General features: G+C 57.6%; 20 protein-coding genes. All 20 read left to right on the top strand.

Features of this window, described 5'->3' with window-relative positions; all coding sequences use genetic code 11:
- Nucleotides 1-16: 16 nt before the first annotated feature.
- The 20 genes from AXW11_RS09510 to AXW11_RS09415 are packed head-to-tail and all read left to right on the top strand — an operon-like array spanning nucleotide 17 to nucleotide 13,286.
- Nucleotides 17-442, top strand: a complete 426-nt coding sequence (locus tag AXW11_RS09510; RefSeq protein WP_286792147.1) for an Lcl C-terminal domain-containing protein — start codon at nucleotides 17-19, stop codon at nucleotides 440-442.
- Between the two features lie 24 nt (nucleotides 443-466).
- Nucleotides 467-910 carry a four helix bundle protein gene (locus tag AXW11_RS09505; RefSeq protein ID WP_286792146.1) on the top strand — a complete coding sequence of 148 codons (444 nt, stop codon included), beginning with the start codon at nucleotides 467-469 and terminating at the stop codon, nucleotides 908-910.
- Nucleotides 907-2,262 (top strand): RNA-directed DNA polymerase, encoded by a 1,356-nt coding sequence (locus AXW11_RS09500; RefSeq protein ID WP_286792144.1) that lies wholly within the window; start codon nucleotides 907-909, stop codon nucleotides 2,260-2,262. The genes AXW11_RS09505 and AXW11_RS09500 overlap by 4 nt, the downstream gene beginning before the upstream one ends.
- Nucleotides 2,259-4,073 carry a DNA cytosine methyltransferase gene (locus tag AXW11_RS09495; protein WP_286792143.1) on the top strand — a complete coding sequence of 605 codons (1,815 nt, stop codon included), beginning with the start codon at nucleotides 2,259-2,261 and terminating at the stop codon, nucleotides 4,071-4,073. The genes AXW11_RS09500 and AXW11_RS09495 overlap by 4 nt, the downstream gene beginning before the upstream one ends.
- On the top strand, nucleotides 4,070-4,249 hold the full coding sequence (locus tag AXW11_RS09490; RefSeq protein WP_286792142.1) for a hypothetical protein: 180 nt from the start codon (nucleotides 4,070-4,072) through the stop codon (nucleotides 4,247-4,249). The genes AXW11_RS09495 and AXW11_RS09490 overlap by 4 nt, the downstream gene beginning before the upstream one ends.
- Nucleotides 4,246-5,910 (top strand): class I SAM-dependent methyltransferase, encoded by a 1,665-nt coding sequence (locus AXW11_RS09485; protein ID WP_286792140.1) that lies wholly within the window; start codon nucleotides 4,246-4,248, stop codon nucleotides 5,908-5,910. Before AXW11_RS09490 ends, AXW11_RS09485 begins: the two co-directional genes overlap by 4 nt.
- A gap of 3 nt (nucleotides 5,911-5,913) precedes the next feature.
- Nucleotides 5,914-7,047: a recombination-associated protein RdgC gene (locus AXW11_RS09480; protein WP_286792139.1), complete on the top strand. Its 1,134-nt coding sequence runs from the start codon at nucleotides 5,914-5,916 to the stop codon at nucleotides 7,045-7,047.
- Nucleotides 7,044-7,667 (top strand): J domain-containing protein, encoded by a 624-nt coding sequence (locus AXW11_RS09475; RefSeq protein WP_286792138.1) that lies wholly within the window; start codon nucleotides 7,044-7,046, stop codon nucleotides 7,665-7,667. The genes AXW11_RS09480 and AXW11_RS09475 overlap by 4 nt, the downstream gene beginning before the upstream one ends.
- Nucleotides 7,660-8,859, top strand: coding sequence for a hypothetical protein (locus AXW11_RS09470; protein WP_286792137.1), 1,200 nt, complete (start codon nucleotides 7,660-7,662; stop codon nucleotides 8,857-8,859). Before AXW11_RS09475 ends, AXW11_RS09470 begins: the two co-directional genes overlap by 8 nt.
- Nucleotides 8,859-9,353 (top strand): hypothetical protein, encoded by a 495-nt coding sequence (locus tag AXW11_RS09465; protein WP_286792136.1) that lies wholly within the window; start codon nucleotides 8,859-8,861, stop codon nucleotides 9,351-9,353. Before AXW11_RS09470 ends, AXW11_RS09465 begins: the two co-directional genes overlap by 1 nt.
- Entirely contained in the window at nucleotides 9,353-9,748 is a 396-nt protein-coding gene (locus AXW11_RS09460) for a Lar family restriction alleviation protein (protein WP_286792135.1), read from the top strand. Before AXW11_RS09465 ends, AXW11_RS09460 begins: the two co-directional genes overlap by 1 nt.
- Complete coding sequence (locus AXW11_RS09455) at nucleotides 9,745-9,867, top strand: hypothetical protein (protein ID WP_286792134.1); 123 nt, start codon at nucleotides 9,745-9,747, stop codon at nucleotides 9,865-9,867. The genes AXW11_RS09460 and AXW11_RS09455 overlap by 4 nt, the downstream gene beginning before the upstream one ends.
- On the top strand, nucleotides 9,864-10,316 hold the full coding sequence (locus AXW11_RS09450; RefSeq protein WP_286792132.1) for a hypothetical protein: 453 nt from the start codon (nucleotides 9,864-9,866) through the stop codon (nucleotides 10,314-10,316). Before AXW11_RS09455 ends, AXW11_RS09450 begins: the two co-directional genes overlap by 4 nt.
- Nucleotides 10,313-10,603, top strand: coding sequence for a hypothetical protein (locus tag AXW11_RS09445; RefSeq protein ID WP_286792130.1), 291 nt, complete (start codon nucleotides 10,313-10,315; stop codon nucleotides 10,601-10,603). Before AXW11_RS09450 ends, AXW11_RS09445 begins: the two co-directional genes overlap by 4 nt.
- Entirely contained in the window at nucleotides 10,600-10,956 is a 357-nt protein-coding gene (locus AXW11_RS09440) for a hypothetical protein (RefSeq protein ID WP_286792128.1), read from the top strand. The genes AXW11_RS09445 and AXW11_RS09440 overlap by 4 nt, the downstream gene beginning before the upstream one ends.
- Nucleotides 10,943-11,449, top strand: coding sequence for a hypothetical protein (locus tag AXW11_RS09435; RefSeq protein WP_286792126.1), 507 nt, complete (start codon nucleotides 10,943-10,945; stop codon nucleotides 11,447-11,449). The genes AXW11_RS09440 and AXW11_RS09435 overlap by 14 nt, the downstream gene beginning before the upstream one ends.
- Entirely contained in the window at nucleotides 11,442-11,690 is a 249-nt protein-coding gene (locus AXW11_RS09430) for a hypothetical protein (RefSeq protein WP_286792125.1), read from the top strand. The genes AXW11_RS09435 and AXW11_RS09430 overlap by 8 nt, the downstream gene beginning before the upstream one ends.
- A complete protein-coding gene (locus AXW11_RS09425) occupies nucleotides 11,680-12,048 on the top strand; it encodes a hypothetical protein (protein ID WP_286792124.1) in 369 nt (122 codons plus the stop codon). Before AXW11_RS09430 ends, AXW11_RS09425 begins: the two co-directional genes overlap by 11 nt.
- Nucleotides 12,008-12,280 (top strand): DUF4224 domain-containing protein, encoded by a 273-nt coding sequence (locus AXW11_RS09420; RefSeq protein ID WP_353743718.1) that lies wholly within the window; start codon nucleotides 12,008-12,010, stop codon nucleotides 12,278-12,280. Before AXW11_RS09425 ends, AXW11_RS09420 begins: the two co-directional genes overlap by 41 nt.
- Entirely contained in the window at nucleotides 12,273-13,286 is a 1,014-nt protein-coding gene (locus AXW11_RS09415) for a tyrosine-type recombinase/integrase (RefSeq protein ID WP_286792122.1), read from the top strand. Before AXW11_RS09420 ends, AXW11_RS09415 begins: the two co-directional genes overlap by 8 nt.
- The last annotated feature ends 185 nt before the right edge of the window (nucleotides 13,287-13,471 follow it).

The following is a 13,471-nucleotide window of genomic DNA, read 5'->3' as shown; positions in this document are numbered from 1 at the left end:
CATAGCGGAGATAACCATGGAAAAGCTAATCATCAAAACCCCGGAACGATCCGTTGAAATCGGACTTTTTGGAGAGGCCATGTCCATCACGGTGGACCGTTCCGAGCCAGCCGCCACGCAAGGCAATCTGGAATGGAGCCATACCCTCCTAGACGGTGACGCCGTCACTTACGAGAAGGCAGAGAAAGCGATTGCAGATCTTGGCCCTGGCTGGCGCCTGCCGACTCGCCAGGAGCTGGAGCCGCTGCTTGATCTGTCACGCGACGAACCGGCTATTGATACCGAAAAATTCCCTGACACCCGCAGCCGTGGCTACTGGACCTCAACTCCCTGCGCCTTTAACGACGCCGCTGTTTGGGTCGTCCTCTTCGGCGTCGGCCTTGTCTACTACTACCACCGCAACGACGGCGCGTGTGTTCGGGCGGTTCGTTCCGGTCAGTAACTCTTTGATTTTTGATGTGATGCTATGACGACTCAACGATTGCCTGAAATTGCGAAAAAGTCGGAGCGCCTGCTTGTTGATATAGAGCAAGTTGTCCGTGGATTCGTGAGATACCACAAATACACGCTGGGCGATGATATGCGCGCCCAAGCTATGACTGTGGTGCGCATGTGTCATCGCGCCTGGCGTGATCGTAATCGACAGTCACATTGGGTTTCAGAGCTGGTATGGGCGATAGATGAACTGAAGCTGAGCCTGCAACTGGGCAGCCAGCTTCGCGCCTTCAAAAGCTTCAAGCAGTTCGAGTCGCTGATTCGTGCCACCGAGGAAGTAGGCCGGTGTGCGGGCGGCTGGAAGCGTCAGATTCACCGAAAGAGCCAGAATCCGGAGGGCGAAGCCTCTCCGGAGCGTGCTCAGATACTGAGTGGCCACGCCGCCTCAAGCAGTCATGCGGGGGCCAAATCATGACGATGTCGCACTACCAACAAGGCTGTCCGGCAGGGTCGAAAGAGCGTGGCAAAACCGCTGTTTGGGTCGTCAACTTCAACAACGGCAATGTCAACAACAACCACCGCAACAACAACGCGTGTGTTCGGGCGGTTCGTTCCGGTGAGTATCACGGTGACGGGGCAGTTACATTACGAGCCCTTTATGACGCCTGGCGGAAAGCCAGAGCAGGAAAGAAGCCCAGCCAGAACCAGTTGTCTTTCGATGCCAAGTGGACCGATGGCCTTCTGGATCTACAACGCAGCATCAATGCTTGCACCTGGGAACCAGGCCGTAGCGCCTGCTTTGTGGCCACTCGCCCCAAAGCCAGGGAAATTCACGCTCCTGACTTTGCTGATCGTGTTGTGCATCACTGGCTGGTGCCACAACTAGAGGCATTGTGGGAGCCTGCCTTCATCTTCGATAGCTACGCTAACCGGCGGGGAAAAGGCAGCCATTCAGCCGTTAATCGGCTTCAGAAGTTCGTGAGGCAGGTGCACAGCGGTCAAGGTGGCGGTTGGTATCTGCAACTGGACATTCACAACTTCTTCAACTCAATCCACCGCCCCACTCTGTGGGCGATCATGAAGCGGAAGCTGGCACAGGCCGGCGCGTCCGAGCAGGTTATGCGAGCCACGCATGCCCTGCTTCGCCGGCCCCCGCTGCATGCCGGCGTGAAATACCACGGGACCAAGGAAGAGCGCGCTCTGGTGCCTCACCACAAGCGGCTGAAGAACGCAGCGCACGGATGCGGACTCCCAATTGGGAATTTGAGCTCCCAGTTCTTCGCCAATGTCTATCTCGACAAGCTGGACCAGTTCGTTAAGCACAACCTAAAGGCCGAGCGATACCTGCGCTACGTCGATGATTTCGTACTGGTGCACCACGACCGAGAGCAGCTAGCTCGGTGGCAGTCAGAAATTGAGGATTTTATCGCTCGTGAGCTGCGCCTACGGCTCAAGCCTGACATCCGCCTTCGCCCACTGAGCGATGGGATAGATTTCCTGGGCTACATCGTTCGACCTTCCCACACCCTGGTGCGAAAGCGCGTCTTGTCACATGCCCGTAGGGCATTCGCAGAGTGGGAGCAAAAACACATCAAGGATGGCCAGATCAGCGCCACCCCTCATGAGTTCAGGGCTATTCAGGCAATCGCGGCCAGCTATGAGGGCCACTTCCGCCACGCAAACAGCTCCAGATTGCAGGCCTCGCTTAAGAAGCGCTTCCCATGGCTGCCTTCTGCATGCCGCAAACGCACTTTCGATTACCGGCTTGAGGGCCAGCGTATTTCCATTCCAGTAAAGCAGAGAATCCAGAATAAGGACGCAAAATGAAGCAAATTGAGTTTAAGCATTTTCATTTATTCTGCGGGCTTGGCGGCGGTGCTGCCGGCTTCAACAAGGGCCACGCCCGTGTGGGCTCCCTTGAGGCAAAATTCCGCTGCATCGGTGGCGTGGATGTGGATGCCGGCGCTATCCGCGACTTCAAGAAACTGGCCGGCGTCCCGGGCACCGTTCTGGATATGTTCGACCGTGAGCAATACACCATCTTTCACGGCGAAGAGCCGCCCAAGGGCTGGAAGGAAGCTACACCGGCAGACATCCGGGCCGCTGCCGGTGGCGAGAACCCCAACATTGTCTTCCTCTCCGCCCCCTGCAAGGGCTTCAGCGGCCTGCTTTCTCAGAGCAAGAGCGCGACCCCGAAGTACCAGGCACTGAACGGACTGACTTTACGTGGCATGTGGTTGGCTCTGGAAGCCTGGAAGGATGATCCGGTTGAGCTCTTTGTTTTCGAAAACGTCCCAAGGATTCAAAACCGTGGCCGGCCGCTGCTGGACCAGATCTGCGCCCTGCTGCAGGCCTACGGCTATGCCGTAGCAGAAACAACCCATGACTGCGGTGAGCTGGGCGGACTGGCCCAGAGCCGTAAACGCTTCCTGCTGGTGGCCCGTCACCAGGAGAAGGTGCCGGCATTCCTGTACGAGCCGGTGAAGCGCCCGCTTCGCGCCGTGGGCGACATCTTGGGCGATATGCCTATGCCCGGTGACGGCATGGCAGGACCGATGCATCGCATCCCGCGCCTGCAGTGGAAGACATGGGTTCGGCTGGCCTTTGTCGAGGCCGGCAGCGACTGGCGCAGCCTGAACAAGCTGGCAGTTGAAGATGGCAACCTTCGTGACTATCTGATTGTTCCCGAATACCGGGCCGGGTACCTGGGCGTAAACGGCTGGGAGCAATCCATGGGCACCGTCGCCGGGCGCAACACACCCAGTAACGGCAGTTTCTCCGTGGCCGACCCGCGTTTCGCTGTCAGCGGCAAGTGGAACGAGGGGCAAGCCTACGGTGTGCGCCGCTGGGATGGCCCCACTGGTACCGTCACCGGCCAGCAGTCCCCCGGCCAAGGCTCTTTCAGCGTGGCGGACCCTCGCCACCACGGCCCGGCCAAGCACAGCAACTGTTTCCGTGTGGTGCCCTGGTCCCGTGAATGCGGCGCCGTCACCAGCGCCCACGGCAGCGGCCAGTGTGTAGCCGATCCCCGCGGCAACAGCTTCACCGGCAAATACCGGGTCACCGACTTCAACGGTCCCGCCGGTACCGTGATTTCGGGTAGCACCACCGGTCAGGGAGCCTTTGCCGTGGCCGACCCGCGCCCGGGCATCCAGCGCCAGCGTGGTGACCACTACCTGACCGGTGGCCACTACGGCGTTGTGCCCTGGGCGGCAAGCTGCGGCGCCGTGTCCGGCTTTGCCAGCCACGACAATGGCCGGTGGTCAGTAGCCGACCCGCGCTTTACAGAAAGTGATGAAAATTATTCCGAAATTATTCCAGCCCAGACCGACCGCCTTGTCGCGATGATCCGCGCCCTGGACGGCACCTGGCACCGCCCCTTCACCACCCTTGAACTGGCAGCCCTGCAGGGGCTGGTGGATCCGGTAGAGAAATTGGAGCTGGACGGCCTCAGCGATTCCGCCTGGAGGGAGCGTATCGGCAACGCGGTACCGCCGCCGGCAGCCCAAGCCATCGCCTCTGTTATGGCCGAAACCATGTTGCTGGCCATGACCGGTGAGACCTTCATTTTGAGCAGTACTCCGGTGTGGGTCCGGGATATTGCCACCGCTATCGCTTTGCCTGGAGGTGCACGGTGAACGATCTATACATGGCACGCGTTTTCATCGAACAGGCCCGTGCGCGCCGGGGCAACCCATTCCAGCGCAGCTTCCGCGCCACCCTGCTGAATTGGGCTGCTGATCGCCGCAGAAACCATATTGCTGACGCCAACAAAATGGTCGGCCAGATGGATCTCTTCGGAGGTGCCGCATGACAGCACACATTGATACTGGGTCTCTCATTGAAGGCGAAGAGTTCTTTGCCCCCGCCTCTTCTGACCTGTTCGACAACCTTCTGGCTCAGTACCAGCGCGAGCGGAGCCTGGTTGAACAGGCTGCCGAGTTCGTCAACGGCCCGGAAGTGGCCCAGGTGATGCCGCTGTTTATCGACGGGAACACTGACCGCACCAGAGGCCTGCCGACGAATACGGGCAAGCTGTTTGCGGCAGAGGGCGCCATTGCCGCTCTGAACAGTCGGTACTGGGCAAAAGCGCTGAATATGACGGACGTGTACGACTACATGCCGCAGAAGCGCCGGGATGACTGGAACGACCAAATCCGCGAACAGAAAGCCCCTGACTTCGATGAAGAGACGGTGCGCCCAACCATTATGGATCTGCTCAACATGCGCAGCCAGTTTCTGGCCGAGAAGGTTGACGGCATGTTCCGGGCACTGTCCGGAGAGCACGTTACTAACTGCCCCCAGGCATTCGGCAAGCGAATGATCATGTACGTGAAGGACAGCATCGGCCTGACATGCTGGAAGTCTGAAGGACACCTGAACGATCTGCGCGCGGTTATCGCCAAGTTCATGGGTCGGGATGAGCCCCGTCATGGCACGACCAGGGCAGTTATTGATGCCGCTTACCAGCAGGTGGGCGACTGGATGCTGGTGGACGGTGGCGCTCTTCGCATTCGTGTGTACTTCAAGGGCACCGCCCATCTTGAGGTGCACCCGGATATGGCTTGGCGGCTGAACTCTATCTTGGCCACCCTCTACCCTTCCGCCATTCCAGAAAGCCTGCGCAGAAAGCCTGTGAAGCGGGCCAAGTCAAAGGTCTGGAAAGAAATCATGCAGCCCCTGCCGTTCGCTGTGATTGGCGCTCTGACAGGCATGGAAGAAGCTAGAAAAATCGGTGACCCCCATGGCGATCGCATCATCAGAATCCCCAACACCCGGGCATTCCAGTACAGCCAGAAACTGGACAAGCATGTTCGCCAGCAAGCTGTCCGGATTCTGGAAAGCATTGGCGGTGTCCCGGAGGGAGACCACTACCGGTTCGACTATGACCCGGCAGAGGTAATCAGGGAGATCGTGGCCGCCGGCTGCGTGCCAGATCAGAAGACACACCAGTTCTACCCCACCCCCGAGAACATTGCTCGGGATGCTGTGGAAATCGCAGCTGCCGGTGCCACCCCGGGGATGAACTGGCTTGAGCCAAGCGCCGGCATTGGCAGCCTGGCTGATCACATGCCGGAAGACGCGCACGTTACCTGCTATGAGATCAGCCAGCTGCACTGCGAAGTGCTGAAGGCAAAGGGGTACCAGCATGTTGGGCCTCCTCGCCAAATGGCATGCCTGGACTTCCTTGAACTGGCTGGCGAATACCGCGGCGGCGGTTACGACCGGGTAGTGATGAATCCCCCGTACAGCCAGGGCCGGTGGCAAGAACACCTGCTGGCCGCCAGCAAAGTAGTGAAGAGAGATGGCCGCTTGGTGGCCATCCTGCCCGCCAGCGCCAAGGGGCAGCCTCTCCTGTCCGGTTGGGACATGAAGTGGTCCCGCATCTACACCAATGAATTCAAGGGCACCACGGTTTCTGTGGTGATCCTGACTGCCGAACGTCCCGAATACCAAACCCAGAGTGTGGAGTGACTTATGTGGATTAAGAACCTGATCGTTTTCCTGGCTGATGAGCCGTTTTCCTTCTCGGTGGCCGAACTGGAAGAAGAGCTGTACCAGAACCAGTGCCAGCCTTGCGGCAGCCAGTCCCTTCGCACTGATGGCTTTGTTCCTCCGATTAAGGGCCATGACGCCATGGCCTATGAAGTGGACGGCTTCATTCTTCTGACCCACCAGGAGACCACCCGCCTGCTGCCCGGGCCTGTGATCAAGGAAATGCTCGATGAGAAGGTTGAGCAGATCCAGCAAGAGGAAGGGCGCAAGGTCGGACGCAAAGAAAAAGCCGAACTGAAGGAGCAGATCGTCTTCGAGCTGATGCCCCGGGCATTCACCCAGTCTCGCCGGATCAACCTGCTCATCGACAAAGAGCGTCAGCGCCTGCTGGTGGACTCTGCTTCTGCCAGCCGTGCGGAAGAAGCGGTGGCGGCACTTCGCAAGGCCCTTGGCTCCCTGCCGGTGGCCTACCCGGCCCCCACGTCTGCACCCCACACCAGCTTCAGCAACTGGCTACGTGACACCGCCTTGATTCCGGACGGCTTCACCCTGGGTGATCGCGGAGACCTGAAGGGGACCAAAGACGAAGGTGCCGCCGTGAAGTTCACCGGCGTTGACCTGGTTCAGGAAGAGAACCTGGCCTATCTGGAAACCGGCATGGTGGCCACTCGCATCAACCTTTGCTGGCAGGACAGCCTGGAACTGGATGTGAACGACAAGCTGGAGATCAAGCGCATCCGGGCGCTGGACCTGCTGCAAGAGAACATCGATGCGCTGGACGCTGATGATGTCGTGGCAGAACTTCAGGCCCGTATCAGCCTGCAAGGCAAAGCCCTGCGTGATGCTCTGGACGGGCTTTACGGATATTTCGAAGCGCAGCATGAATCGAAGCCGGAGCCTCTGCCGCCGGCACCGGAAGATGTTTCCGAATCCATGTGGAACGAAGCAATAACGATTGCTCGCGAGGAAAAGCCTTCAATCAGTCGTATCCAGCGCAAGCTGAGAATCGGATACAACAGGGCTGCCAGACTTATCGAAAAAATGCAGCGCGAAGGTCTGGTTTCTGAGTTCCGCAGCGGTGATGGGTATCAGTGGATCGGCGGAGCCCAGCAATGAACGTGAGCAACCACCCTCTCCACTGGCCTGCTGGCTGGTCCAGAACCGCCAGCAGCGACCAGAAGGACGCCAATTTCAAACACCAGGGGCGCCGGCTGACTATCGCTGACGGCATCACCCGTGTTCTGGAGGCCCTACGCAAGATGGGCGTCCCGTCCTGGAACGTGATTATCAGCACGAACATGGCGGTTCGCGGCGATGGCCTTCCCTACTCAGGCCGTCGCCCTCCGGAGGATACCGGTGCCGCCGTGTATTGGCGTCCGGATCAGAATTCCGAGGCATACCAGTGCATCGCAATCGATCAGTACAACCGCCTGGGTGACAACCTCGCAGCAATCGCCGGGACGCTGGATGCCCTGCGAGCCGTTGAGCGCTGGGGGGGCGCCAAGATTCTGCAGCGGGCCACCGCTGGCTTCAAGGAGCTGCCCAGCTCCGCCAGCACCAATGCCAGCTCCTGGTGGGCTGTTCTTGGTGTAACCCAGGGCGCTGACTTCGACACCGTGCGAGCTGCCTACCAGCAAAAGCGCAAGAGCACGCACCCGGACCATGGCGGCACCACCGAACAATTCCAAGCCGTGCAGCAGGCATGGCGCCAGTTTCAGGAGCAATACGATGACTGATGTGATTCGAGAGGCGCTGCAAACGCTGCGCGATAATATTCGAGACGAAAAAGGCAAGGCCCAGCGGTTTGGCGTCAATGATAACGACGATACCCGCGATGCCATTGCCGTGCTGCTGGATAATGAAGCCGCCCTGCAATCCGCGCAGGGTGATATGGAACCCCGTGTAGCTGTGCCGGATTTCTTGCTTGAAATGTCAAAGCAGATGAGAGAGCAGCCCAACAGAATGACCTCACACCCATTCTGGCAGGTTCGGTGCAATCGCTACCTTCCCACACTTGAGGGCTGCTCAGAGCATCATACCGAGATTTGCGGTGATGATGGTGTTGTATATCGTTCAGACCGCCCTCTTTGCGAGTTACACGAATATCTTATCGAGAACCACGAAGAGTGGTGTCAGCAGTGGGCGGAAGAGAATCACGACGATGACTGGAAAGAAGCCATCGAATGCCACTTTGACCTGGACTGCGATGATCTGCCCGAAGAGTTAAGAAGAGTTCCTGTCCAAGAGATCGAGGAGGTTGTTTCAACGCACCTGACTCAAGCCGGGGCGGAACAGTTCATTACGCGCAAGCAGCATGATTACCCAAAGTTGTTCACCTATGTGGAAAGCGCGTACTGGTCACCGCAGTTGCGAGAGCTTCAAGACTGGATTATCTCTCTCACCGCCGTGCCTTCTGGTGATGCCAAGAAAGAATGGCCGGAAGCAAACGACATAATGACGAGATACCTGCAAGAGAAAGCGCAGGCTGCCGGCATGTCGCCCGATGAGATGACAGAAAAGCTGGCCGTGTTTGCAGGACTGGTGATTTCGGATGTGACCAGCGGCTCTGGTGATGCCAAGCCCTTTACAGAAAATTCTCGGCCAATAGATGACGCCATGGTCGGCCTGCCGAATGGATCCTTCAAGGCGTTTCATGCATCCCTGTGCTGTCGCTTTGACTATCCACACGATGATCAGCATTGGTGGCGTGACCTGGTGTCACTTGAAGAGCACATCGCTGCTGGTTTTGGTGATGCCAAGCGGGAGGCGGAGACAGGGGCGCTAGAGCAGTTCGCTGCTGAATGTGGCCTTTTCCTGCCTGAGTACGACGACCAAGAATACATTGAGATTCCGCGCTGGAGATTCAAAGAGTTTATCGCCCGCCTCCGCCAGTCATCTGATGGCGACGATAGCGAGGGAGTGGAGTGATGACGCATGATGAGCTTTGCCTTCGCGGGAACAGGTGGCTGCAACAACAAGGATTCTCCGTAACCCTGCACGACAAATTTCGTGCATTTACAGCCTACGGCGAACAGCCAGACGTTATTGGGTGGAGAGACAGCATCTCTTGCCTAATTGAGTGCAAGAGCAGTCGCGCCGACTTCCATGCCGACAAGAAAAAATTATTTCGTGAGTCGCCTGAAAAGGGAATGGGCGACTGGCGCTTTTATCTATGCCCGCCCGGTGTGGTAACGATTGATGATCTTCCGAATGGCTGGGGCCTGCTTTATTGCTACCCAAAAACGATAAAGAAAGTGCATGGCTTCCCACCAAACACGATCTGGGTAACCGATAGGCCGTTCGATGCAAATAAACGATCCGAAACGATGATGCTGCGGTCTGCCCTTCGTAGATTCGCTGTGCGCGGAATGCTGGACACCGTTTATGAACCAATCGCCAACCCCACCAGCGAGGAAGAGTGATGGATAAGCTGAAGCCGTGCCCGTTTTGTGGGTCTGAAGCCGCAGAGCCGGTCTTTATTGGCAATGACAATACAAGACGGCGAAAAGTCACAATCCGGTGCAAAGCGCCAGGATGCACACAAGGAGTGACGGTCGGGGCACTGAGATTTAGTCACGAGTGGTGCCATGCGGAAGCGGTGAAGAAATGGAATTCCCGTGCCGAATCCGACGAACTCACCGCAGCCAAGGCCCGCATTGCAGAGCTGGAGACAGCCGCGGCAGATGCCTACAAAGCCATTAAAAATGATCCAGCAGTAACTGACACGGTGTGGTTTAGCGACATAGAAACGCTGTGCGACAGACTTTTTCGTGCCCTTGGGGAAGACCGCGCCGCCGCCCTACTGGAGAAGAAATGATGATCCTGTTCTGGGCCTTCCTGGCAATGATGCTGGTGATTCTGCTCGGGTCCGGCATCTGGGCCTTTGGCATGGCCATGCTGGATCCCGCTGGTGGTCGTTATTGGGAGGATTTATGAGCGACAAGCCCATAGAACCTGGCCACTTCATTCACGGTGTTGATGTTGTGGATATTGGCGACGTTCGGATAGCAAGAGGGCTGACCAGACGCCCATACGAATCATGCCGACATCGAAGCATGGTCTACGACACCCAAGAGCGGCGCATTTGGTGCGAAGACTGCGAACAGGAAATTGAGCCATTCGATGCCTTCAAGGTGATCACCGAGAACATGGATAGCCATGTAAAGAGGCTTATTCAGCGTGAGCAGTCGCTGAAAGAGGCAGAGACGAAAGCGGCCCGCTCCCGTGCCGTCAAAGCCCTCGATGCCATCTGGCGAACCAAAGACCAGACCCCGTGCTGCCCCCACTGCAATGAAGGGCTGCTGCCAGAAGACATGCTTGGAAGGTTGCCCCGCGTCAGTCGAGAGCTGACCAGAGCCAAACGTAAGAAACAGGAGGGGAAATGATAACCAAAGCATCCGAAATAAAGGGCCTCATAAAATCAGGCTGGGAGCTGTGGTACGTAGGGCACAAAAGCGGGAACAGCAAAATCCCCGGCAACTGGCACATGAGATACCAGGCAGAACGCAAAGAAGTTAGCTGGGACGCCATTGAGCGATGCCGAAAGAATCTTTCCTGGTGGGAATCCAGCACCGACGAAATCCAGGTTGGGAAAAACTGGATTTACAGGCTGAAACAGCGTGATCTTCTCGCTTCCTCTGCATCTTCAGGCTCAAGAAAGGAGGCCCAATGAAACCCCTATTCATCCCCCTGAAGGCCGAGCACTACGACGCCTTTGACGATGGCAGCAAGGTAAACGAATACCGCCTGTATGGGCCGCGCTGGAACGAAAAGAACTGCTATCCCGGTCGCCCGGCCACCCTCTCCCGTGGGTATGGCAAGAAACACCGCCTGAGCAGCACTGTGCGGGATTTCAGCCGCCAGCCGGTCAGCCAGCTCCCAGAGTCAGTGCAGGCCACCATGCTGGCGCTATACGGCCCTGGTGAGCATGACATTGCGGTCATCGGGATCAATGTTCACCGGTCAGCCCACGGCTATGTGCCCGTACGCACCCCGGGCAAGGAGGTTGATTGTGGAGACGCCTGAGACGATTTACTTGATCCCTGATAGCGAGCATGGCCACCTCTGGTGCGACGACCCCGCGCCCGGCTTGGGGATGGACCCGAAAGATGCCATCGAGTACCGGCGGGCGGATGTAGTTGACGCCACCCTGGCCAAGCAAGCAAAAGCCGCTCGAAACGGTATGGATGCGGCCAGATCCGCCAGCACCCAAGAAATGAAGGAAGCCCAGCGGTTACGCGATGAGAGCAAGCCAGAACTTCTTGAATCGGAGCGCCAGGCCAATGCCCAGCTAACTGCTCAGCTCGAGTACCTTGAGCAGCTGGCTAGTGACCGGCTGGAACTGGTCACGGCCACTACAGATCGAGCTCTGGCTCTGGAAACAGCGCTTGCTGAGAGCACCAGAATACTTCGCGAAATTCTGCAGGGCGAGAAGCTGCAATTTTCCCGGCGAATTCAAATTTGTTCGTGGGCGGACCATTTAGATGCTCTTACTAACATGGAGGCGCCCCATGGATGACCTGACCCTTGCCTTGATTTTCTCATGTGTCTGGGCATTCAGTCTGGGGCACTGCTGGGGGTATATGAAGGCACGCAAGGAAGCGGAAAAGGCGAGCACTCACATCCTGCAGGGTAAAGAGCTGACTGTGACCGTCAGCCGGGATCTGGTGCACAAGCTGATAGAGGATGAGGGCCTGATTGCCATGCCCAAGGGAATGGAAAAGATCATTAAACGGAAGGGGCGCATCGATGAGCATTAAAATCACCCTCCCCCTGCCCCCTGAGCTGCAACCACAGACCACCGCTGAACAGAATCAGCTGATGGATGACATGATTGGATGGGGCCGATCGCATGCAGATGAAGCCCACCAGCAGGCCAGAAGTCAGACCTGTGCAGAGTGCCTTGCCTGCCAGTTCTGGGCTGTCACCAATACCGTGGTTCGCCGGAAATCCGGCGCCCCAGTGCCTGAGTCGGACAATGACTTTGAGCAGATGGTGGTGGAGAAATTCCGCCGGCAGTGGGTGGCTGTGTATTTCGTTGAGACCGCCAGCACCCGACAGCACACCGCCGCCCCGGATGAGGGCGAGGCCGTCCGCCGTGGCGGCAAACTGGATTGAGAGAGACGATATGGGCTTGCGATTAAGCAGAGAGCAGGTGAAAGAGTTAACCGGCAGGTCGTGGAAGGCGAAACAGCTTGAGGCCCTCCGGGCCATGGGAGTTCCGCACGCGATGGACGATGAGGGATGGCCGGTAGTATTCCCACAGGCGCTGGCCAAGCTGGCTGGCGAAGAGCCCGATGAGAAAAAGGGCACCATTGATCCGGACTTTCTGAAGAACCTCTATGGCTAACGGACTACCAAAGCGATGGGCGTTCAAATTCGGGGCCTACTACTACCGGCCCCACCCATCCGAAAAAGACCTGTTTGATGGTAAAAGCTGGTACCGGCTGGGCGACACCTACCCGAAGGCGCTGCGCAAATTCGCCTCAATCAAGGAAATCGAGGCGGGAGAGGTGCTCGCTTCCGCCGTTGATCGCTACACGGTGGAGGTTCTGCCCACCCTGAAGCCACAAACCCAGGCATCGTACAGCGCGGCCCTGAAGCGCATCCGGCAGGGCCTGGGCCATAACAAGGTGGTAATGATCAAGCCGCAGCTGGTGTACCAGTACATGGATAACGTATCCAGAGCCAGAAGCATGAACCTGGCAAATACTGATTTGAAGGTATTGAACCAGGTGCTGCGCCATTGTGTTCGCTGGGGGGTGATCGAACAGAACCAGATCACCGGTGAAGTGAAGTATTTCGGCAAGCGGGACGGGCTCAAGAAAGAGCGTGACCGCTATGTTCAGGACTGGGAGCTTGCTGCATGGCTATCGGTGGCGAAACCACAGCAGGTGGCATTTGCGGCCCTTGTGCTGCTTATCGGCACCCGAAAGGCCGACACCCTTCGGATCATGGAGGCCCATATTGGAAAGGACGCGCTTCACGTCCAGGACAGCAAGACCGGAAAGGATGACCCCTTTGAAATGACAGAAGCGCTCAGGGAGGCCATCGACCAGGCGCGGGCAGCCAAGCCCAAGCCGTCGCTTTACCTGTTCCCGAATAGCAATGGCGGTTGCTACGTGGGCGCCAATGGTCGCTGTGAATCATTCGACCGGGCATGGCGGGGGTCTATAGCAAAGGCCATCAAAGAGACCGATCTAGAGGTGCCATTTACCAGGCATGATTTGCGAGCCAAGGCAGGCAGTGATGCCGAAAATGAAGCGCGTGCCCAGGAGCTTTTGCGCCACTCTGACCCGGCAATGACACGGAAACACTACCGCCGGAAAAAGCAGATGATCAGGCCCGCCAAGTGATGATTTGTGAGATGAAACGGCTTTTGTGAGATGGGGAGGCTCTGAAGGCCAGATAATACGCGGCGTGCAGCGGCGTTATAAGTTCTACCATTGAACTACACCCGCCTGTTTGAAACGGCAATATAGTCAAAACCCATCGACTTAGCCAGTGTTGGAGCGAAATCGTCAAGGTTTCGACAAGTGGC

Origin of the sequence: Marinobacter sp. Hex_13, from assembly GCF_001566815.1 — a bacterium.
Lineage (GTDB): Bacteria > Pseudomonadota > Gammaproteobacteria > Pseudomonadales > Oleiphilaceae > Marinobacter > Marinobacter salarius.
The sequence above is the reverse complement of the archived record's forward strand: the minus strand, read 5'-3'. Positions and strand labels throughout refer to the sequence as shown.

Bases quoted from the DNA above. Each gene is read 5' to 3' on its own strand.
- AXW11_RS09510 (WP_286792147.1), top strand. From the start codon at position 17: ATGGAAAAGCTAATCATCAAAACCCCGGAACGATCCGTTGAAATCGGA.
- AXW11_RS09505 (WP_286792146.1), top strand. From the start codon at position 467: ATGACGACTCAACGATTGCCTGAAATTGCGAAAAAGTCGGAGCGCCTG.
- AXW11_RS09500 (WP_286792144.1), top strand. From the start codon at position 907: ATGACGATGTCGCACTACCAACAAGGCTGTCCGGCAGGGTCGAAAGAG.
- AXW11_RS09495 (WP_286792143.1), top strand. From the start codon at position 2,259: ATGAAGCAAATTGAGTTTAAGCATTTTCATTTATTCTGCGGGCTTGGC.
- AXW11_RS09485 (WP_286792140.1), top strand. From the start codon at position 4,246: ATGACAGCACACATTGATACTGGGTCTCTCATTGAAGGCGAAGAGTTC.
- AXW11_RS09480 (WP_286792139.1), top strand. From the start codon at position 5,914: ATGTGGATTAAGAACCTGATCGTTTTCCTGGCTGATGAGCCGTTTTCC.
- AXW11_RS09475 (WP_286792138.1), top strand. From the start codon at position 7,044: ATGAACGTGAGCAACCACCCTCTCCACTGGCCTGCTGGCTGGTCCAGA.
- AXW11_RS09470 (WP_286792137.1), top strand. From the start codon at position 7,660: ATGACTGATGTGATTCGAGAGGCGCTGCAAACGCTGCGCGATAATATT.
- AXW11_RS09465 (WP_286792136.1), top strand. From the start codon at position 8,859: ATGACGCATGATGAGCTTTGCCTTCGCGGGAACAGGTGGCTGCAACAA.
- AXW11_RS09460 (WP_286792135.1), top strand. From the start codon at position 9,353: ATGGATAAGCTGAAGCCGTGCCCGTTTTGTGGGTCTGAAGCCGCAGAG.
- AXW11_RS09455 (WP_286792134.1), top strand. From the start codon at position 9,745: ATGATGATCCTGTTCTGGGCCTTCCTGGCAATGATGCTGGTGATTCTG.
- AXW11_RS09450 (WP_286792132.1), top strand. From the start codon at position 9,864: ATGAGCGACAAGCCCATAGAACCTGGCCACTTCATTCACGGTGTTGAT.
- AXW11_RS09445 (WP_286792130.1), top strand. From the start codon at position 10,313: ATGATAACCAAAGCATCCGAAATAAAGGGCCTCATAAAATCAGGCTGG.
- AXW11_RS09440 (WP_286792128.1), top strand. From the start codon at position 10,600: ATGAAACCCCTATTCATCCCCCTGAAGGCCGAGCACTACGACGCCTTT.
- AXW11_RS09430 (WP_286792125.1), top strand. From the start codon at position 11,442: ATGGATGACCTGACCCTTGCCTTGATTTTCTCATGTGTCTGGGCATTC.
- AXW11_RS09425 (WP_286792124.1), top strand. From the start codon at position 11,680: ATGAGCATTAAAATCACCCTCCCCCTGCCCCCTGAGCTGCAACCACAG.
- AXW11_RS09420 (WP_353743718.1), top strand. From the start codon at position 12,008: ATGAGGGCGAGGCCGTCCGCCGTGGCGGCAAACTGGATTGAGAGAGAC.
- AXW11_RS09415 (WP_286792122.1), top strand. From the start codon at position 12,273: ATGGCTAACGGACTACCAAAGCGATGGGCGTTCAAATTCGGGGCCTAC.